The following is a 19,250-nucleotide window of genomic DNA, read 5'->3' as shown; positions in this document are numbered from 1 at the left end:
ATCATCGCGGCGTCCCCGCGCAGCGAGCCGTCTCGGGCGATCGGGCGTTGGACCGCGTGGACCCCGAGCGCGTTCCTCGTCGGACCGCTCTTCCGGCCTGCTCGTCGACCTCGTCTGGTCGCGATCGACGTGCTCCCGAACGCGGGGCGCTCGTGGACCGGGATGGGCGATCCCGGCCCGCCGGTGGGCGAGAGGGCTCAGCCGGCGACGCCGACTTCGGAGGAACGTCCGAGGTCCTGAGGCTGCGCCGCGGCGTCGAGCGCCGTCATGAGGTCGGCCGTGAGGTCGTCGACGTGCTCGAGCCCCACGGAGAGCCGCACGACGCCGGCGTCGGGCTTCGCGTGCGCCGCGACGGGACGGTGGGTGAGCGACGCGGGATGCTGCACGAGCGAGTCCACCCCGCCCAGCGACACCGCGTGCGTCACGAGCTCGCACGCCTCGGTGAACCGGCACGCGGCGTCGTACCCGCCGGCGAGCTCGAGGGCGATGATCGAACCCGGTCCCGCCATCTGACGGCCGACGAGGCCCTGCGGGTCCTGGCCGGGGAGCCCCGGGTACCGCACGCGGGCCACTGCGGGGTGCGCCTCGAGGCGCCGGGCGAGCTCGCCCGCCGTCTCCTGCTGGGCGCGCACGCGCACGGGCAGGGTCCGGATGCCGCGGTGGAGCAGGTAGGCCCCCATCGGGTGCAGCAGCCCGCCGGTCAGCGCGCGCACCCGGCGCAGCTTCTCGACCCACTCGGTGGGTCCGGCGACCACGCCGCCCATCGCATCCCCGTGCCCGCCGAGGTACTTCGTCGCACTGTGCAGCACGAGCGCGGCACCATGTTCGATCGGGCGCTGCAGCACCGGGGTCGCGAAGGTGTTGTCGACCAGGAGGGGCACGTCACCCGCGGCCTCCGCTGCTCGCCCGAGCTCGATGAGCTCGAGCGTCGGGTTGGCCGGGGTCTCGACGATGACGAGTCCGGTGTCCGGGCGGACGGCGGCGGCGATCCCGCCGACGTCGGTCCAGGTGACCCGGGTGCCGAGGAGGCCGCTCTCGAGCACGTGATCCGAGCCGCCGTACAGGGGGCGCACGGCCACGACGTGGGGTCGGCCGTCGGCGACGGTCGCGATGAGGGTCGCCGCGAGCGCGGCCATCCCCGTGCCGAACGCGACCGCACCCTGGGCGCCCTCGAGGTCGGCGAGGGCCGTCTCGAAGCGCGCGACGCCGGGCTGCCACAGCCGCTGGTACACCGCCGAGCGACCCTCGGTGAGGCAGCCGCCCGTGGCGAGCTGCTCGTACGACAGTCCGCCGGTCTCGACGTCACCGAGCGGGTTGGTCGTGGAAAGATCGATGGAGGGCACGTGCGAGCCCTGCTCGCGGACGCCCTCCATGCCGGCATGGACGGCGCGGGTCTCGAAGTTCGACGACGATGTCATGCCAGCAGGCTACAGATTCTATCGCTCGCAGGCGTTCGTCGTGAAGATGCTTGCGGAATTACTGTACTACACGCAGAATCTTCACAATAGAAGCGAGAGGATCCTGCCCATGGCGCAGAAAGCCGAACTCGATCGCGTGGACCGCGCACTGCTGGCGGCGCTGTCGAAGAACGCACGTGCCTCCGGCGCGGCGCTGGCCGCCGAGGTGGGCGTGGCGGAGTCGACGGTGTCCCTCCGCCTCCGGCGCCTGCAGAGCCTCGGCACCGTGAAGGGGTACCGCGTCGACGTCGACCTCGCCTCCCTCGGCGTCTCGCTGCAGGCGCTCATCGCGATCCGCCTCGTGAAGCACGATCGCAGCGAGATCGACGCGTTCCGCAATGCCGTGCCGCACCTGCCGGGCGTGCTCGGCGTCTTCCACGTCGCCGGTGCCGAGGACTACCTGCTCCACGTCGCGGCGCGCGACGCCGAGGAGCTCCGCCAGTTCGTGCTCGCGCACCTCACCGGGCACCCCGCGGTCGCCCACACCGAGACGAACCTCATCTTCGAGTACGCCGACGGGGACGGCTGGCAGTCGCTCGTCGGCTGAGCGGGCGGCGTGCCCGCTTCGCCGGGGTGACTCCGTGGCCGCTTCGGCGGTCCGAAATGCTGCCAATCCCGACCCCGGACGCGTCGTCGCGCCGCCCGCGCCGCTAGCCTTTCGGAGGCCCCGCGGGGCCGACATGCGACGAGGCGGGCGCCGGACCGGGAGGTCGCGACCGTCGCCCGCGAACGGATGGAGCTCGATGACCACCCACCAACCGCAGAGCACCCCTGCCGACCGGGCGCGCTGGAAGCGCTACCTCGCAGACGAACGCGCCGAGGCCGCGGTCTACCGCGAACTCGCCGCGCGCCGCGAGGGCGAGGAGCGCGAGATCCTGCTCGCCCTCGCCGCCGCCGAGGGACGCCACGAGGCGCACTGGCTGGCCCTGCTCGGCGGCGATGACGACGGGATGCCCCGCGCCGACATCCGGACCCGCCTGCTCGGGGCGCTCGCGCGCCGCTTCGGCTCGATCTTCGTGCTGGCCCTGGCTCAGCGCGCGGAGTCCCGGTCCCCGTACGCCACCGACCCGCACGCGACGGCGGCGATGGCCGCCGACGAGCGCATCCACGGCGAGGTGGTGCGCGGGCTCGCCGCCCGCGGTCGCCGTCGCCTGGCTGGGACCTTCCGTGCCGCGGTCTTCGGGGCCAACGACGGGCTCGTGTCGAACCTCGCGCTCGTGCTGGGCATCGGCGCGACGGGCGTGCCGGCACCGGTCGTGCTGTTCACGGGCATCGCGGGCCTCCTCGCCGGCGCCCTGTCGATGGGCGCCGGGGAGTACGTGTCCGTGCGATCGCAGCGCGAACTGCTCGAGGCATCGGCCCCCGACCCCGGTGCCCGCGAGGCGCTCGTCGACCTCGACATCGACGCGAACGAGCTCGCGCTGGTGTACCGCGCGCGCGGCATGGCCGAGCAGGACGCCGTCGAGCAGGCGGCCCTCGTCATCGCGCGCGTGCAGGCGGCCGGACGCACGCCGGCACCGACCGACGCGATCGGGGTCGTCGAGCACGACGACGAGGCCGTCGGCACCGGCATGAGCGCGGCGATCTCGAGCTTCCTGTTCTTCGCCTCGGGCGCACTCATCCCGGTGCTGCCGTGGATCTTCGGGATGTCCGGGACCGCGGCGATCGTCACCGCGACGGTGCTCGTCGGCATCGCGCTCCTGCTCACTGGAGCCACGGTGGGCCTGCTCTCGGGTGCGTCGCCGCTCCAGCGCGCCCTTCGGCAGCTCGGGATCGGGCTCGGCGCCGCTGCCGTGACCTACCTGCTGGGGCTCGCCTTCGGCACCACGATCGGATAGGAGCAGGCATGTCGCGACCGGTCGCCCTCATCACCGGCGCCGGGCGGCGCAACGGGATCGCCTCCGCCATCGCGCTCGCCCTCTCCGCCGACGGGTGGGATGTCGCGTTCACGTACTGGCGAGCCTACGAACGTCGCGTGCCGCTCGGCGGCGACCCCGACGCGGACCCGGCCACCCTCGTCGACGAACTCGAGGCCGCCGGATCGCGAACGCTCGCGATCGAGGCCGACCTCGCCGACCCCGCGGTTCCGGAGCGCGTGGTCGCCGAGGCGGGCGGTGCGCTGGGGCCCGTGCGGGCGCTCGTCCTCTCGCACTCGGAGAGCGTCGACAGCGGGATCCTCGACACGTCGGTCGAGAGCTTCGACCGCCACTTCACGGTCAACGCACGAGCGGCCTGGCTCCTGATCCGCGCGGTCGCCGGACAGGCGCCCGACGACGGCGGGCGGATCGTCGCCCTCACGAGCGACCACGTCGTCGGGAACATGCCGTACGGCGCGAGCAAGGGCGCCCTCGATCGGATCGTGCTCGCCGCGGCCGGCGAGCTCGCATCCCGCGGCATCACCGCCAACCTCGTCAATCCCGGCCCCGTGGACACCGGCTGGATGGACGACGCGACGCGCGCGGCGCTCGTCGCCCGGCAGCCGACCGGTCGCCTCGGAACGCCGGAGGACGTCGCGCGGCTCGTCCGGTTCCTCGTGTCGTCCGAGGCGGGATGGGTGACGGGTCAGCTGCTCACGACCGACGGCGGATTCTCGATCTGAGCGCCGGGCCGAGCGACGCGCCGCCTCCGCCGGACGGAGGTCGCGAGCCGGCCGGTCATTCCGAGGCCGTCACGAAGTCGATGAGCTCCTCGACGCGTCCGAGGAGGGCCGGCTCGAGGTCGCCGTAGCCGCGCACCCGGCCGAGGATGCGCTGCCAGGCCCGCGCGATGTCGGCCTGCTCCTCGTTCGGCCAGCCGAAGGCGGCGCAGACGCCGTGCTTCCACGAGGTGCCGCGCGGAACGGTCGGCCACGCGTCGCGTCCGAGGCGCTCGGGCTTCACCGCCTGCCAGATGTCGACGTACGGGTGGCCGACGACGAGGACGTTCCCGCGGTGTCGGCCGCGCATCACGCCGTCGGCGATCCGCTGCTCCTTCGAGCCCGGGACGAGGTGATCGACGAGCACGCCCACCCTGCGCCCCGGACCGGGCCGGAACGCATCGAGCACGTCCGCCAGCACGTCGACGCCCTCGAGGTACTCGACGACGACGCCCTCGACGCGCAGGTCGGCGCCCCAGATCTTCTCGACGAGCTCGGCGTCGTGCCGCCCCTCGACGAAGATCCGGCTCGGCAACGCGACCTTCGCCGGCCCCGCGTTGGTCGCGAACGAACCGGACGCCGTGCGCAGCCGGCCCCGGGGCGCGTCGGCCTTCGGGGCGACGAGCCGCACGGGCTCGCCGTCGACGAGGAACCCGTGGCCCAGGGGGAACATCCGCGTCCGGCCGTGGCGGTCCTCGAGGGTCACCGTCTGCTTCTCGACTCCCACCACCGCACCGCAGTATCCGTCGACGGCGAGCTCGACGACGAGGTCCCGTGTGGCCGAGACCTCCGGAATCGTGCGGCGTCCCGCGGCGCGCCAGTCTCCGGCGAGCACGTCGGCTCCGTAGCGGTCGGGTCCGGATGGGTGGTCGGAGGCAGTCACCGCACGAGGTTAACGGAGCCGCCGGCGCCAGCCTGGACGACACGACGTCGTCGCACGCACGGCTCCTCCGGCGTCGCCCTCGAGGCCCGGTCGCCGCACGGCGTCGCGCCGAGCTGCGCCGCGGCATCCGTCGTCAGCGGAAGTCGCGCGACCGGTTCGAGGTCGACACGGTGAGCGGCTCGAACCGGTCGGCCACGAGGTTGACGACGCCCTCGCGGGAGCGTTCCAGGATGCCGCGGACGACCATCGCGGGCGCCTCCCGGGCGATCCGCCGGTACCGGCTCCAGACCCCGACGCTGGCGATCACGTTGAGCGTGCCGGACTCGTCTTCCAGGTTCATGAACGTGATGCCGCTCGCCGTCGCCGGCCGCTGCCGGTGCGTCACCACGCCGCCGACCTCGATCCGGCGACCCGACTCGGCCTGCTGCAGGCGGTCGATGCGCACGACCCCGCGCTCGTCGAGCCGGTCGCGCACGTGCCGGATCGGGTGGTCGTCGGGGGAGATGCCGGTCGCCCAGAGGTCGTACACGACCTGCTCGGCGTCGTTCAGCATCGGCAGCAGCGGGGGCTGCACGACGACGACCGCCCCAGGCAGGTAGTCGGCGCGATCCTGCGCGGCCTCGCCCGCGAGCCACAGCGCCTGGCGCGGCTGCAGGTCGAAGCACTCGAACGCGCCGGCCGCGGCGAGCGCCTCGAGCTGCGTCGCGTCGAGGTCGGCGCGCCGTGACAGGTCGGCCATGTCGCGGTACGGTCCGTGCGCGTCGCGCTCGGCGACGATGCGCTGGGCGACCTTCTCGCCGATCGAGGTGACGTCGGCGAGGCCCAGTCGCACGGCGAACGCGCCGTCGCGTCGGTGCTCCGCCGAGCGGTCGGGCGCCGCTCGGTCGAAGTCGCCCACGGGCGGCTGGGTCGCGTGGGCGCAGCCCGGCATGCCGGTGGGGCGACGGATGCCGCGTGCCCCCGCCGCGGCATCCGTCGCCGTCTCATCGTGGTCGTCGCCATCGACCGGCTCGAGCCCCGCGTGCACGCCCGACCGTGCGAGGTCGGGCCGGCGCAGCTCGACGCCGTGGCGGCGCGCGTCGGCCGTGAGCGTGTGCGGCGAGTAGAACCCCATCGGCTGCGCGCGCAGCAGCGCCGCGAGGAACGCCGCCGGGTAGTGCAGCTTCAGCCAGGAGCTCGCATAGACGAGCAGCCCGAAGCTGATGGCGTGGCTCTCGGCGAAGCCGAAGTTGGCGAACGCCTCGATCTTCTCGTAGATCGAGTCGGCGACGTCGGGCTCGATGCCGTTGCGGGCCATCCCCTCGTAGAGCTTCGCGCGCAGCCGCTCGATCTTCTCGACGCCGCGCTTGGACCCCATGGCGCGACGCAGCAGGTCGGCATCGGCCGCGTCGCAGTCGCCGACCGCGACGGCCATCTGCATGAGCTGCTCCTGGAACAACGGCACGCCGAGCGTGCGTCGCAGCACGGGCTCGAGCTTCGGGTGCAGGTAACTGATCGGCTCCTCGCCCGTGCGGCGGCGGATGTACGGGTGCACCGCGCCGCCCTGCACCGGGCCGGGGCGGATGAGCGCGATCTCGACGACGAGGTCGTAGAAGCACCGCGGCTTCAACCGGGGGAGCGTGCCCATCTGCGCGCGAGACTCGACCTGGAAGACCCCGATCGAGTCGGCCCGGCACAGCATGTCGTAGACCGCCGGCTCCTCCTTCGGGATGGTCGCGAGCTCCCACTCCTCGCCGGTGCACTCGCGCACGAGGTCGAACGTGTACTGCAGCGCCGCGAGCATGCCGAGGCCCAGCAGGTCGAACTTCACGAGCCCCATCCACGCGCAGTCGTCCTTGTCCCATTGCAGGACCGTGCGGTGCTCCATGCGAGCGTGCTCGATGGGGCACACCTCGCCGACGGGCCGGTCGGTGAGCACCATGCCGCCCGAGTGGATGCCGAGGTGCCGCGGGAACGTCAGCAGCTGCTCGGCGAGTTCGACGACCGCGTCGGGGATGTCGTGGTCCTGCGTCTCGACGACGGCGCCCCAGCGCTCGACCTGGCGCGACCACGCATCCTGCTGCCCGGTCGAGTAGCCGAGCGCCTTCGCCATGTCGCGCACGGCGCCCTTCGGCCGGTAGCTGATGACGTTCGCGACCTGCGCGGCGTTCTGGCGGCCGTACTTGCCGTAGACGTACTGGATGATCTCCTCCCGACGGTCGGAGTCGAAGTCGACGTCGATGTCGGGCTCCTCGTCGCGCAGCGACGACAGGAACCGCTCGAACGGCAGCTCGTAGAAGATCGAGTCGACCCCCGTGATGTCGAGCACGTAGCAGACCGCCGAGTTCGCCGCCGAGCCGCGACCCTGGCACAGGATGCCGCGCCGCCGCGCCTCCTGCACGAGGTCGTGCACGATGAGGAAGTACCCGGGGAAGTCCTTCTGCTCGATCACGTCGAGCTCCTTCGCGAGCCGGTCGCGCACGGAGTCGGGCAGCCCCGGATAGCGTCGCTCGGCGCCGCGCCACACGAGCTCGCGCAGCCACGACATGGGCGTGTGCCCCTCGGGGACCTCCTGCCGGGGCAGCTTCGGCCGGGCGCTGCGCAGCCGGAACGACAGGTCGCGCGCGAGCGTCACCGAGTGGGCGACGGCGCCGGGGTATCGGTCGAACCGCGCGAGCATCTCGGCGCCCGAGCGCAGGTGCAGGCCGTCGGTGGCGGGCAGCCAGCCGTCGAGCTCGTCGAGGCTGCGCCGCGCCCGCACCGCGGCGAGCGCCGACGCGAGCCGGTGCTCGCCGGGGGTCGCGTAGTGCACGGCGTTCGTCGCGAGCACCGGGAGGTGCGCTCGGGCGGCGAGCTCGGCGAGCTCGTCGTTGCGCACCTGGTCCATCGGGTCGCCGTGATCGGTGAGCTCGACGACCACGTGATCGCGGCCGAACAGGGCGACGAGCCGGTCGAGCTCGCGCCACGCGGCATCCGCCCCGCCCTCGCCGGCGAGCGCCCGACGCACCGCACCCTTGCGACACCCCGTCGAGACCACCCAGTGCCCGTCGGCGCGCGCCGCGAGCTCCTCGAGCGAGTAGGTCGGCCGGCCCTTCTCGCCGCCCGCGAGCTGGCCCGCGGTGATCGCCGACGCCAGCCGGTGGTAGCCCTCCTCACGCCCCGCGAGCACGAGCAGGTGGTCGCCCTCGGGGTCGGCCGCGCCCATCTGCGGCTCGGTGAGCCCGAACGACAGCTCGGCGCCGAAGACCGTGTCGAGCCCGGGGTACGCCTCGGCGGCCTCGGCGAAGCGCACGACGCCGTAGAAGCCGTCGTGGTCGGTGATCGCGATGCCGCTGAGCCCGAGCCGGTGCGCCTCCTCGACGAGTCGCTCGGGCCCCGACGCGCCGTCGAGGAAGCTGAACGTCGAGTGCGCGTGCAGCTCGGCGTACGGCACGATCGGCCCGGCCGGCCGCTCGTCCGCGCCCTCCGACGGGCGGTACGGATGCCGCTTCCGGCTCCATCCCGGGCTGTCGCCGCCATCGGCCACGACCTTCGAGCCGCCCGGCCGCTGCCGGTCGGAGAGCCGCCGCTCGAGCTCGGACCACGGGATCTCGGGGTTGTTCCAGCCCATCAGTCGTACCTCGCCTCGGCCCACCAGCCGTCGGCGTCGCGCACGAGCAGCCACGCGCAGCCGTCGTGGTCGACGACCTGGAACCGGTGCACGCGACGGGCCCGCTCGGCGTCCCACCAGCGCTCGACGACGGGCCAGGGCCCCGCCCACGCGCGCACCGGCGCGGGCCGCCCCGCGCCCACGGCGAACGAGGCGGGCGGCGCCGAGACGGCCCCGCGTGCCTCGACGGCGACGGGCGTGCCGTCGTCGTCGACGAGCGCCACCGGAATCCGCTCGCGGAACACGCTCGCGGGCGCGAGCGCCGGCAGGCTGCCTGGCCATGGCGCCTCGGCCGCGGTGCGCTCGGGGGCCCGGTCGCCCCACGGCACGAGCACCTGCCGGTCGGCGAGCATGCGTCCGCCGCCGACCGCCGCGGTCACGACGCCCTCGTGCCCGAGCATGCTCTGCACGCGCGTGAGCCCGTGGTGCACGCGCTCGTCGGGCCCGCCGCCCCACAGGCCCGCCTCGTGGTTGCCGGTGGAGTCGACGCGCTCGGGCACGACGCGCAGCCGCACGATGGGGGAGTCGAGCCCGGCGTCGGCGGTGCCCGCGCCCTGCAGCTGCCATCGGACGCGGTCGACGACGTCGGCGGGAGTGAACCAGTGCGGATGCAGCCAGCTGCGGCTCGAGTGCCCGCCACGCTCGTCGTCGAGCTCGATGCGGATGCCCGTGCACACGAGCCGCACCGCCCGCATGCGCTCGATGAACTCGTCGGCCCGCACCCGGAACGCGAACGCGAGCTGGTCGATGCGGTCGAGCGGCGGCTCGAAGTGCTGCTCGACCTCGAAGTCGGGTGGGGGAGTGCGCGGGGCGACCCGCGACTGCTCGCGGCCCGCCGCGCGGTCGTGGGCGAAGGCGCCCGCGGCACCGAAGCGCCGCCGCACGTCGTCGTCGGGCAGCGCGGCGAAGTCGCCGAGCGTGCGCACGCCGAGCCGATGCAGCAGCGTGGTCGTGCGCGCGTCGACCACGAGCGCCACGGGCAGCGGCGCGAGGAACGCGGCCGACCCCCCGGGCGGCACGACGTGCACGGGTGCCCCCGATCCGGCACCGGATGCCGCGCGCGCCGCCTGCTCGGCCGCGAACGGCCCGTCGGCCACCCCCACCCGGGCGCCGACCACGCCGAGCCCCGCGGCCGCGTCGAGCAGCGCCCGCGCGGCGGCCTCCTCGCCGCCGTAGTACCGAGCCGGGCCGCGGGCGCGCATCGCGAGCGTGCCCGGCCGCACCACCTGCACGCCCGGCACGATGGCCTCGATGCCGCGCACGACCGGCTCGAACGCGCGGTGGTCGAGCGCTGCATCGTACTCGAGCACCGTGAGGGCGGTCGAGCGGTACTGCGCCTCGCGGAGCTTGAGCCCGCGCGCCACGCCGTCGCGTCGGGCTGACATGGAGCACGAGTGCACGAGCCCCTTCTCGGTGAGCGCGACGGCCAGGGCGGGGTCGACGCCGTGCTCGCGGCATGCGGCGAGCACGGGCCAGTCGGGGCACCACAGCACGATGGTGCGCACGGCGGCGCTCACGACGCCCTCGCCGTGAAGTCCGGCCGGTGCACGACGGATGCCGCGCCCGTGCCGACCGCGTCGGGCGCTGCCTCGACCGCAGCGAAGTCCAGGTCGCCAGCCGGAAGGCGCAGGCGCCGGCGGCTGCCCCGGCCGATTTCGCCGCGGCCCGTGACGCGGACGACCACCTCGCGCTCGGCCAGGTGCCCGTGGCCCCGGTCGAGCCCGGTCCACTCGCTCCGCTCGAGCTCGAGCCGCGCGTCGCTGCCGGGCCATTCGCCGTCGACGAGCAGCAGGGCGCCGCGCTGCCGCAGCCGCGCCGCGAACCGCGACGCCTCGGCGGGCGCGAGCCGCCCGGTGGGGCGCACGGCGACCACGGGGATCACGTCGGCGAGCGCCGCCGCCACCGTGAGCCACTGCCGGCCCGGATCGGGCACGAGCACGAGCCGCTCGAGGTCGATGCCGAAGCACGCGGCCGCCTCGACGCCGAACTCGGGGATGCCCGACACCGCGACCCAGCGGCCGCTCCGCGATGGGCCGACGAGCGCGGCCATGAGCAGCGTGATCGATCCCTCGACCTGCACGACCGCGCCCTCGCGCAGGGCGCCGCCGGGCAGCACGGCGGCGAGCGCCGGATGCGTCGGCACCGCCCGTGAGGCGAGCCGCGTGGCCTGCATGCCGCGGATGCGAGCCTGCAGCTCCTCGACCCGCTCGACCCGCCCCGCGGCCGCTGCCGGCGCCGTCGGCGCGGATCGGGGAGCGGTCATCGTCACCACTCAATGTTCGAACACATGTTCGAATACGGCAAGTCCCGGATGCCACGCGTCCACATGTGTCGAGCACCGGATCGCCCCGGGCGAGGGCGAGGATGGACCGCGGCGGGCCCCGGAAACGCGAGAAGGCCGGATCCGAAGATCCGGCCTTCTCGACAACGCGTGCGCGAGGGGGGACTTGAACCCCCACGCCCGTTAGGGCACTAGCACCTCAAGCTAGCGCGTCTGCCATTTCCGCCACCCGCGCGTTGTCTCGACCCCTGATCGCTCAGCGGCCGTAGAAGACATTAGCACGGTTTCCGCAGGGGGTTGAACACCGCCGACCAGGCCCCGGCGCTAGCGTGGAGGCCATGTCCGAGACCCCTCCGACCGACGCCCGACCGCCATCGACGGCGACCCCCACGGGAACCGCCGGCGGTCCGCCGGACGGCCTCGACGAGACCGCGATCATCGCGCGCGACCTCATCCGCTTCGACACCACCAACCACGGCGAGGGCCGCTCCAACGGCGAGCGGGAGGCGGCGGAGTACGTCGAGACGCGACTGCGCGCGATGGGCCTCGAGCCCGCCCTGTACGAGTCGGCGCCCGGCCGCGCGAGCGTCGTCGCGCGCGTCCCGGGCGCGAACCCCGGCAAGCCGGCCCTCGTGCTGCACGGCCACCTCGACGTGGTGCCCGCCGACCCGCGCAACTGGAGCGTCGACCCGTTCGGGGGGGAGATCCGCGACGGCATGCTCTGGGGTCGCGGCGCAGTCGACATGAAGGACATGGACGCGATGATCATCGCCGCCGTCGGCGACATCCTCGCCGAGGGCCGACTGCCCGAACGCGAGCTCGTGCTCGGATTCTTCGCCGACGAGGAGGCCGGCGGACTGTACGGCGCGAGCTGGCTCGTCGACGAGCACCCCGAGCTGTTCGCCGGCGCGACCGAGGCGATCAGCGAGGTCGGCGGATACTCGATCACGGTCGGCGGGCAGCGCGCGTACCTGCTCCAGACGGGGGAGAAGTCGCTCGTCTGGGTGCGCCTCGTCGCGCACGGCACGGCCGCGCACGGTTCCCGCCTGGTGGGCGACAACGCCGTCACGAAGCTCGCCGAGGCCATCGCGCGCATCGGCCGCCGCGAGTGGCCGCTGCGGCTCACCGACACGACGCGCGAGCTGCTCGCGGCGATCGCGGCCGCCGTCGGTGCCGATCCCGAGCAGGTCTCGCCCGACGAACTCGCGCTCGCGACCGGCTCCGCCTCGGGGTTCATCACCGCGACGCTGCGGACGACGTCGAACCCGACGCTGCTCGACGCGGGCTACAAGCACAACGTGATCCCCGACCGCGCGGAGGCGCTCGTCGACATCCGGACCCTGCCGGGCGAGGAGGACGCGGTCCTCGCCGAGATCCGCGACCTCATCGGCCCCGACATCGAGATCCGGACCGTGCACCGCGACGTCGGCCTCGAGGCGCCCACGCACGGTCCGCTGGTCGACGCCGTGACGAGCGCCCTGCACGCGCACGACCCCGGCGCGACCGTCTTCCCGTACCTGCTCAGCGGCGGCACCGACAACAAGTCCCTCTCGCGCCTCGGCATCGCCGGCTACGGCTTCGCTCCACTCCGGCTCCCCGAGGGCATCGACTTCCCGGCGATGTTCCACGGGGTCGACGAACGCGTGCCGCTCGACGCACTAGTCTTCGGTAGGCGGGTCCTGCGGGACCTGCTCCTCTCGTACTGACGTCCTCGTCTCGAAGACGCTCCGACACTCTCGACCACGACGGTCCCGTGCCCTCCGCCGTCCCGGGGGGCGGAAGGGCGACATCCAGTTGATCGAAGCGATCATCCTCGGCCTGGTGCAGGGCCTCACCGAGTTCCTGCCGATCTCCTCCAGCGCGCACCTGCGCATCCTCGGCGAGTTCCTGCCCAACGCGTCCGATCCCGGGGCGGCGTTCACGGCGATCACGCAGCTCGGCACCGAGGCGGCCGTGGTCGTCTTCTTCTGGCGCGACATCGTCCGGATCATCCGGAACTGGTTCGCCTCGCTCGCCGGCCGCGTGCCGCGCAACGACCCCGACGCGCGCATGGGCTGGCTGATCATCGTCGGGTCCATCCCGATCGTGGTGCTGGGCCTGCTGTTCCAGGACCAGATCGAGACGGTCTTCCGATCGCTGTACGTGGTCGCCACGATGCTCATCGTGTTCGGCATCGTGCTGGGGCTCGCCGACTGGGCGGGGGCGAAGCGCCGCAAGCTCGACGAGCTGACGGTGCCGCACGGCATCTACTTCGGCCTCGCGCAGTCGCTCGCGCTCATCCCCGGCGTCTCGAGGTCCGGGGGCACGATCACCATGGGGCTGCTGCTCGGCTACGAGCGGGCCGCGGCGGCGCGGTACGCGTTCCTGCTCGCCATCCCGGCCGTGTTCGGCTCCGGCTTCTACCAGCTGTTCAAGAGCTGGGGCGAGCCGGCGGTGTACGGGCCGCTCGAGACGGCCGTGGCGACCGCGGTCGCGTTCGTCGTCGCCATCCTCGTGATCGCGTTCTTCATGAGCTACATCTCGAAACGCAGCTTCCTGCCGTTCGTGATCTACCGCATCGTGCTCGGCGCGACGATCTTCGTGCTGCTCGGCACGGGCGTGCTGGAGCCCTAGCCCGGCGGATGGCGCCGCGCGAGTCGTCGCCGTGCGGCTGCCGCGCCGGGCCGGCCGGGCTAGGCGCCGTCGCGCGGCCGCCACGGACCGCCGCCGGGCTGGTCGCCGCGGCGGCGCAGGTACCGCTCGAACTCCTGCGCGATGGCCTCGCCGGAGGCCTCGGGCGCGTCGGCGGCGTCGCGCGCCTGCTCGAGCTGCTGGATGTAGCCGGCCATCTCGTCGTCGTCCGACGCGAGCGCGTCGACGCTCGCCTCCCACGCCTGCGCCTCGTCCTCGAGCGAGCCGCGCGGGATGCTGAGGCCGGTCAGCTCCTCGACCTTGCCGAGCAGCGCGAGCACGGCCTTCGGGGAGGGTGCGTTGTGCACGTAGTGGGGGACCGACGCCCAGAGCGACACCGTGGGGATGCCGACGCGCTCGGCCTGGTCGGCGATCACGCTGAGGATCCCGACCGGGCCCTCGTAGGTCGAGCGCTCGACGCCCAGTGCCGCGCGCACCTCGGGGTTCTCGCTCGAGGCGAACACCGCGAGCGGGCGCGTGTGGGGCGCGTCGGCCAGCATCGCCCCGAGCAGCACGATCCCCTCGATGTCGGCCGACAGCGCGGCGTCGATGAGCTCGGCGGCGAAGCCCTTCCAGGTGCGCGCGGGTTCGGCGCCGAGGAGCACGTGCAGCGCGTCGGCGCCGGGGCCCGTCACGCCCTCGTCGTCCGGTTCGGCGGGGATGCCGCTCGGTCCGAGGATCGCCGCGCCGGGCCAGGAGAGCCGGCGCGTGCCGTCGGCCTCGGCCTGGATCGTGGGCCGCGTGAACTGGTAGTCGAAGTAGAGCTCCGGGTCGACCGCGGCGACCTCGACGAGGGCGAGTCGTTCGGCGAGGAGCCGGGCGGCGCCGGTGGCCGCCTCGCCCGCGTCGTTCCACCCCTCGAATGCGACGACGAGGAGTCGTCCGCCCTGGAACCCGGTCGGCTGCTGCACTCGGTTCGCCCCGCTTCCCGAGCCCGGGACCTCCGGGCTCACCTCCACAATAGGCCGTGCGGATAGAATCGCCGGTTGTGACCCCAGCCCTCCCCGCCGCCGTCCTGTGGGACATGGACGGCACCCTCGTCGACACCGAGCCGTACTGGATGCGAGCCGAAGGCGAGCTCGTCCGCGAGTTCGGCGGCTCCTGGACCGACGAGGACGCGCTGCAGGTCGTCGGGGCCGGCCTCTGGGAGGCGGCGGCGGTGTTCCAGCGGGCCGGCGTCGACCTCGACGCCGACACCATCGTGGCGCGACTCACCGCTCGCGTCCGCGAGCAGCTCGCCGAGCACGGGGTGCCGTGGCAGCCCGGGGCGCAGGCGCTCCTGAAGTCGGTCCGCGACGCGGGCATCCCGACCGCGCTCGTCACCATGTCGGTCCGGTCGATGGCGGAGGACATCGTCGCGGCGATCCCGTTCGAGGCGTTCGACCTGCTCGTCACGGGCGACGAGGTGTCCGAGCCCAAGCCGCATCCCGAGCCGTACCTCACGGCCGCCGACCGGCTCGGCGTGGCCATCGGCGAGTGCGTCGCGATCGAGGACTCGGTGCCGGGCCTCCGCTCCGCGGCATCCGCAGGCACCGTCGCCATCGGCGTGCCGCACATGGTGCCCCTCGACCCGGCCGCCGCCCACGTGATCTGGGACTCGCTCGACGGACGGACCGTCGACGACATCGCCCGGGTCGCGGCATCCGCGAGGGAGACCGCATGAGCCGCGGCGAGGCAGGCGGGCCGTTCCGCGCCGGCGACCGCGTGCAGCTGACCGGCCCGAAGGGCCGCCTGCACACGATCACGCTCGAGCCGGGCAAGCTGTTCCACTCCCACAAGGGCGCGATCGCGCACGACGACCTCATCGGCCTGCCCGACGGCTCGGTCGTCGCGAACCAGGTCGGCGTCGAGTACCTCGCGCTGCGGCCGCTGCTCAGCGACTTCGTGATGTCGATGCCGCGCGGCGCCGCGATCGTCTACCCGAAGGACGCCGCGCAGATCCTCGCGCAGGCCGACGTCTTCCCCGGCGCGACCGTCGTCGAGGCGGGCGTCGGCTCGGGCGCGCTGTCGCTCTGGCTGCTCCGTGCCATCGGTCCGCAGGGCCGCCTCATGTCATTCGAGCGCCGCGAGGAGTTCGCCGACGTCGCCCGCGGCAACGTCGCGACCTTCCACGGCGAGGACCCGGCGAACTGGTCGATCACCCTCGGCGACCTCGCCGAGGCGCTGCCCGGGCAGGCGTCCGAGGCCTCCGTCGACCGCGTGGTGCTCGACATGCTCGCTCCGTGGGAGTGCATCGACGCCGTGTCCACCGCGCTGAAGCCCGGCGGCGTGCTGCTCTGCTACATCGCGACCGTGACGCAGCTCTCGCGCGTGGCCGAGGCGATCCGCGCGACCGGCCGCTACACCGAGCCGCAGGCGAGCGAGACGATGGTCCGCGGATGGCACGTGCAGGGCCTCGCGGTCCGGCCCGACCACCGCATGATCGCCCACACCGGGTTCCTCCTCACGGCTCGCCGGCTCGCGCCCGACACGGTCCCGCCCGAGCGCAAGCGCCGACCGTCGAAGACCGAGTTCAGCGACGAGGACGTCGAGGCCTGGACCCCGGGCGCGCTCGGCGAGCGCAACGTGAGCGACAAGGTGCTGCGCAAGCGCGCGCGGGCGGCCGATGCCGCGGCCCGCCATTCGCGCCGCGACGACGACTCCCGACCCGACACCGAGGCGGCCGACGCCGACTAGGCTGTCTGCGCCCGTTCCACCCAGACGAAACGAGGACCCGTGCGACTCCCGCTCGCGCTTCTGGCCACCGCGACCGCCCTCGCGGTCGCGCTCACCGGCTGCACCGCGGCACCCGACCCCGAGGCGAGCGCCGGCCCGTCCTCCGACCTGATCGAGGTCGAGGGCGAGTTCGGCGAGACCCCCCGGGTCGACTTCCCGACGCCCGTCTCGCCGTCGGCGACCCAGTGCACCGAGGTCATCGAAGGCGAGGGCGACCGTCTCGTCACCGGCCAGCAGGCGCTCGTCGGCCTGGCCGTCTACAACGGGTCGACCGGCGAGGAGATCGACGTCACCGGATTCGGCGACGAGGACCCCGTCCCGATCCTGCTCAGCGACGGCGGCCTGCCCGGCATCCGCAAGGGCCTCTCCTGCGCGAGCGAGGGCTCGCGCGTCGTGATCGTCGCACCGCCCGCCGACGCGTTCGGCGAGGAGGGCAACGCCCAGCTCGCCGTCGAGCCCGACGACAGCCTCGTCATGGTCTTCGACGTGCACCGCGCGTTCCTCGTCAAGGCCGACGGCGCGCCCCAGCTCACGCGCGACGGCTTCCCTGCCGTGGTGACCGCACCCGACGGGCGTCCGGGCATCACCGTGCCCGACACGGACCCCTTCGAGGACACCGAGGTCGAGGTCATCAAGCGGGGCGACGGCGAGGAGGTCGGGGCCGGCGACCAGGTCCTCGTGCACTACACCGGCGTGCGGTGGGACGACGGCACCCTCCTCGAGGGGTCGACGTGGGAGCAGGGCGGCCCGACGGCCGTCGTCGTCGGCGACGACGCCGCGGCCCAGGGCAGCCCGCCGTTCGCCGCCTCGCTCGAGGGACGGACGGTCGGCTCGCAGCTCGGCATCGCCCTGCCGGGCGACGAGTCGACGGGCGGCGCGGTGTTCTACGTGGTCGACATCCTCGGCGTCGTGTGAGCGGCGGGCGCGTCATCCGCCCCTCGCACGCCGGTCAGTATGATCGCTGACGTGGCGTCATCCAAGCGCTCGGGGGAGCCGAGGATCCCGGTCGAGGACCGGCTCTTCAGCCTCGTCCTGGCCCTCCTCGCGACCGAGACCGGACTGCTGAAGTCCGAGATCCTGTCGACGGTGCGCGGCTACGCCGAGCGCTACGACGACCGGGGCGGCAACGCGAACCTCGAGCGGCAGTTCGAGCGCGACAAGGACGAGATCCGCGACCTCGGCATCCCGCTCGAGACGATCGAGTCCCCCGACCGCCCGGGCGACAACCAGGCGCTCCGCTACCGCATCCCGAAGGGCGACTACGACCTCCCCGTCGACGTGCGGTTCACGCCCGACGAGCTCGCCCTGCTCGGCCTCGCGGCCGAGGTGTGGCGCGAGGCGTCGTTGTCCGCCGATTCGCAGCGGGCGCTCACGAAGCTCCGCTCGCTCGGCATCGAGCCCCGCGAGCCGGTGATCGGGTACGCCCCGCGGCTCCGCGTCCGCGACGCCGCGTTCGAGCCGATCCGGCAGGCGCTCGACAAGCGCCAGCGGGTGCGGTTCCGCTACCTCAAGCCGGGGGAGCGGGAACCGCGCCTGCGGACCGTCGAGCCCTACGCGGTCGTCCTCCACGAGGGGCGCTGGCATCTCCACGGACGCGACGTCGACGTGGCCGCGTCCCGCACGTTCCTGCTGTCGCGCATCGTCGGCGACGTGCAGGCCGTCGCGGGCAAGCCCTTCGACCCGCCGCCCGCCGACGTGCAGGACCGGGCCCTCGCCGACCTCCGGGCCCTGCGGCAGGCGAACGTCGCCGACCTCGCGGTGACGGCCGGCTCCGACGCCGAGGTGCGCCTCGGCAAGCGCGCGGTGCAGGCCGACGACGACGCCGGGGTCATCCGGCTGCACTACACCGACGCGGCCGTGTTCGCCGACGAGCTCGCCTCGTACGGACCGGAGGTGCGCGTGCTGTCGCCCGCCGACCTGCGCGACGCGGTGCGCGAGCGGCTCGCCGCCGTCGCCGACGCCCACCGGGCGAGAGCCGCCCGATGAGCGGGTCGTCGCGCCGCGCCGCGGGCATGCGCGGGCCCGACAAGCTCGTGTTCCTGCTCGCGCTCGTCCCGTACCTGCTCGAGCAGCGCGTCGTCGACGTCGCCGAGGCCGCCGCGCACTTCGGGGTCGGCGAGGAGGAGATCCGCGACGCGGTCCGGCTCATCGCCACCTCCGGACTTCCCGGTGCGACGGGCACCTACCAGCCGAACGACCTCTTCGACATCGACTGGGACTCGTTCGAGGACGACGACGTCATCGTCATCGTCCACCACGTCGCGATCGACGACGCCCCGAGGCTCTCGGCGCGCGAGGCGGCGGCCCTCATCGCAGGCCTGCAGTACCTCTCCGCCTCGCCGGAGAACGCCGGCAGTGCGTCCCTGGCCGCGCTGACGCGGAAGCTGCGGGCCGGTGCGTCCGCAGCGCCCAGCCGCCTGGCGGTCGCGGAGGAGGCTGCGGACGCGTCGCTCGCGGTGGTGCGCGACGCCGTGGCATCCGGTCGCCAGCTCGAGTTCGACTACCTGAACGCCCGCGGGGAGCGCCGGCGGCGCCGGGTGGATCCGCTCCGGATCGCCTCCCTCGGGGCGGACTGGTACCTCCAGGCGTTCGACCACCTGAGGGAGGAGGTGCGGAACTTCCGCATCGACCGCATGAGCGGCCTCGAGGTGGCCGACGAGCCGATCGCCGACCATTCCGACCGCACCATCCCGGAGACCCTGTTCCAGGCGTCCGACACCGACCTCGAGGTCGTCGTCGACGTCGCCCCGGCGACGCTCCCGCTGCTCGCGGACTACCTCGCGGACTCGACCGCCACCGAGGTCGACGGGCGACTGCGCGTCACCCTGCGGCTCGCGCACGTGCACGGGCTCAAGCGGCTCGTGGCCGGCCTTCCGGGCCTCGTCACGGTCGTCGCCCCGGAGGAGGCGCGCGCGGTCGTGGCGGAGTGGGCCGAGGCCGGCCTCGCGGGCTATCCCGACGACGGCCGCTGAGCCCGAGTC

General features: G+C 73.8%; 16 protein-coding genes and 1 tRNA gene. 10 read left to right on the top strand and 7 right to left on the bottom strand.

The features are described 5' to 3' along the window. Positions 1–197 precede the first annotated feature (197 nt). Entirely contained in the window at positions 198–1,418 is a 1,221-nt protein-coding gene (locus tag WBQ80_RS01365) for a trans-sulfuration enzyme family protein (RefSeq protein ID WP_336570254.1), read from the bottom strand. Between the two features lie 109 nt (positions 1,419–1,527). Between WBQ80_RS01365 and WBQ80_RS01360 the strand changes: the two genes are divergently transcribed. The 3 genes from WBQ80_RS01360 to WBQ80_RS01350 all read left to right on the top strand — a co-directional run bounded on the left by WBQ80_RS01360 (position 1,528) and on the right by WBQ80_RS01350 (position 4,056). Continuing rightward, on the top strand, positions 1,528–2,004 hold the full coding sequence (locus WBQ80_RS01360) for an Lrp/AsnC family transcriptional regulator (protein WP_336570255.1): 477 nt from the start codon (positions 1,528–1,530) through the stop codon (positions 2,002–2,004). Positions 2,005–2,200: 196 nt separating this feature from the next. Then, complete coding sequence (locus WBQ80_RS01355) at positions 2,201–3,295, top strand: VIT1/CCC1 transporter family protein (protein WP_336570256.1); 1,095 nt, start codon at positions 2,201–2,203, stop codon at positions 3,293–3,295. An 8-nt stretch (positions 3,296–3,303) separates the two neighbouring features. Then, on the top strand, positions 3,304–4,056 hold the full coding sequence (locus WBQ80_RS01350; RefSeq protein WP_336570257.1) for an SDR family oxidoreductase: 753 nt from the start codon (positions 3,304–3,306) through the stop codon (positions 4,054–4,056). Between the two features lie 55 nt (positions 4,057–4,111). On the opposite strand, the gene WBQ80_RS01345 is transcribed toward WBQ80_RS01350, so the two are convergent. The 5 genes from WBQ80_RS01345 to WBQ80_RS01325 form a co-directional block, all read right to left on the bottom strand. Further along, a complete protein-coding gene (locus WBQ80_RS01345; RefSeq protein ID WP_336570258.1) occupies positions 4,112–4,975 on the bottom strand; it encodes a DUF3097 domain-containing protein in 864 nt (287 codons plus the stop codon). A 133-nt stretch (positions 4,976–5,108) separates the two neighbouring features. After that, positions 5,109–8,564: an error-prone DNA polymerase gene (locus WBQ80_RS01340; RefSeq protein WP_336570259.1), complete on the bottom strand. Its 3,456-nt coding sequence runs from the start codon at positions 8,562–8,564 to the stop codon at positions 5,109–5,111. Next, the gene (locus tag WBQ80_RS01335; protein WP_336570260.1) at positions 8,564–10,120 is read right to left on the bottom strand and encodes a DNA polymerase Y family protein; all 1,557 of its coding nucleotides are present in this window, start codon (positions 10,118–10,120) and stop codon (positions 8,564–8,566) included. Before WBQ80_RS01335 ends, WBQ80_RS01340 begins: the two co-directional genes overlap by 1 nt. Then, complete coding sequence (locus WBQ80_RS01330; protein WP_336570261.1) at positions 10,117–10,866, bottom strand: hypothetical protein; 750 nt, start codon at positions 10,864–10,866, stop codon at positions 10,117–10,119. Before WBQ80_RS01330 ends, WBQ80_RS01335 begins: the two co-directional genes overlap by 4 nt. 169 nt (positions 10,867–11,035) lie before the next feature. Further along, positions 11,036–11,119, bottom strand: a tRNA-Leu gene (locus WBQ80_RS01325). Positions 11,120–11,222: 103 nt separating this feature from the next. Between WBQ80_RS01325 and WBQ80_RS01320 the strand changes: the two genes are divergently transcribed. Beyond that, positions 11,223–12,590 carry a M20/M25/M40 family metallo-hydrolase gene (locus tag WBQ80_RS01320; RefSeq protein WP_336570262.1) on the top strand — a complete coding sequence of 456 codons (1,368 nt, stop codon included), beginning with the start codon at positions 11,223–11,225 and terminating at the stop codon, positions 12,588–12,590. Positions 12,591–12,672: 82 nt separating this feature from the next. Beyond that, positions 12,673–13,497, top strand: coding sequence for an undecaprenyl-diphosphate phosphatase (locus tag WBQ80_RS01315; protein WP_336570372.1), 825 nt, complete (start codon positions 12,673–12,675; stop codon positions 13,495–13,497). 59 nt (positions 13,498–13,556) lie between these two features. Here WBQ80_RS01315 and WBQ80_RS01310 read toward each other — a convergent pair whose 3' ends face one another. Next, the gene (locus tag WBQ80_RS01310; RefSeq protein ID WP_336570263.1) at positions 13,557–14,465 is read right to left on the bottom strand and encodes a PAC2 family protein; all 909 of its coding nucleotides are present in this window, start codon (positions 14,463–14,465) and stop codon (positions 13,557–13,559) included. A gap of 77 nt (positions 14,466–14,542) precedes the next feature. Here WBQ80_RS01310 and WBQ80_RS01305 point away from each other — a divergent pair, with 77 nt between their 5' ends. From WBQ80_RS01305 to WBQ80_RS01285, 5 genes are read left to right on the top strand one after another with little or no spacing between them, the layout of a single operon-like run. Continuing rightward, positions 14,543–15,217 carry an HAD family hydrolase gene (locus tag WBQ80_RS01305; protein ID WP_336570264.1) on the top strand — a complete coding sequence of 225 codons (675 nt, stop codon included), beginning with the start codon at positions 14,543–14,545 and terminating at the stop codon, positions 15,215–15,217. Then, positions 15,214–16,230 carry a tRNA (adenine-N1)-methyltransferase gene (locus WBQ80_RS01300; protein WP_336570265.1) on the top strand — a complete coding sequence of 339 codons (1,017 nt, stop codon included), beginning with the start codon at positions 15,214–15,216 and terminating at the stop codon, positions 16,228–16,230. The genes WBQ80_RS01305 and WBQ80_RS01300 overlap by 4 nt, the downstream gene beginning before the upstream one ends. Positions 16,231–16,269: 39 nt before the next feature. Further along, on the top strand, positions 16,270–17,184 hold the full coding sequence (locus tag WBQ80_RS01295; protein ID WP_336570266.1) for an FKBP-type peptidyl-prolyl cis-trans isomerase: 915 nt from the start codon (positions 16,270–16,272) through the stop codon (positions 17,182–17,184). Positions 17,185–17,235: 51 nt separating this feature from the next. Beyond that, positions 17,236–18,255 (top strand): helix-turn-helix transcriptional regulator, encoded by a 1,020-nt coding sequence (locus WBQ80_RS01290; protein WP_336570267.1) that lies wholly within the window; start codon positions 17,236–17,238, stop codon positions 18,253–18,255. Next, entirely contained in the window at positions 18,252–19,241 is a 990-nt protein-coding gene (locus WBQ80_RS01285) for a helix-turn-helix transcriptional regulator (protein WP_336570268.1), read from the top strand. Before WBQ80_RS01290 ends, WBQ80_RS01285 begins: the two co-directional genes overlap by 4 nt. Positions 19,242–19,250: the final 9 nt, after the last annotated feature.

It is taken from the genome of Agromyces sp. CCNWLW213 (assembly GCF_037199545.1).
Lineage (GTDB): Bacteria > Actinomycetota > Actinomycetes > Actinomycetales > Microbacteriaceae > Agromyces.
The sequence above is the reverse complement of the archived record's forward strand: the minus strand, read 5'-3'. Positions and strand labels throughout refer to the sequence as shown.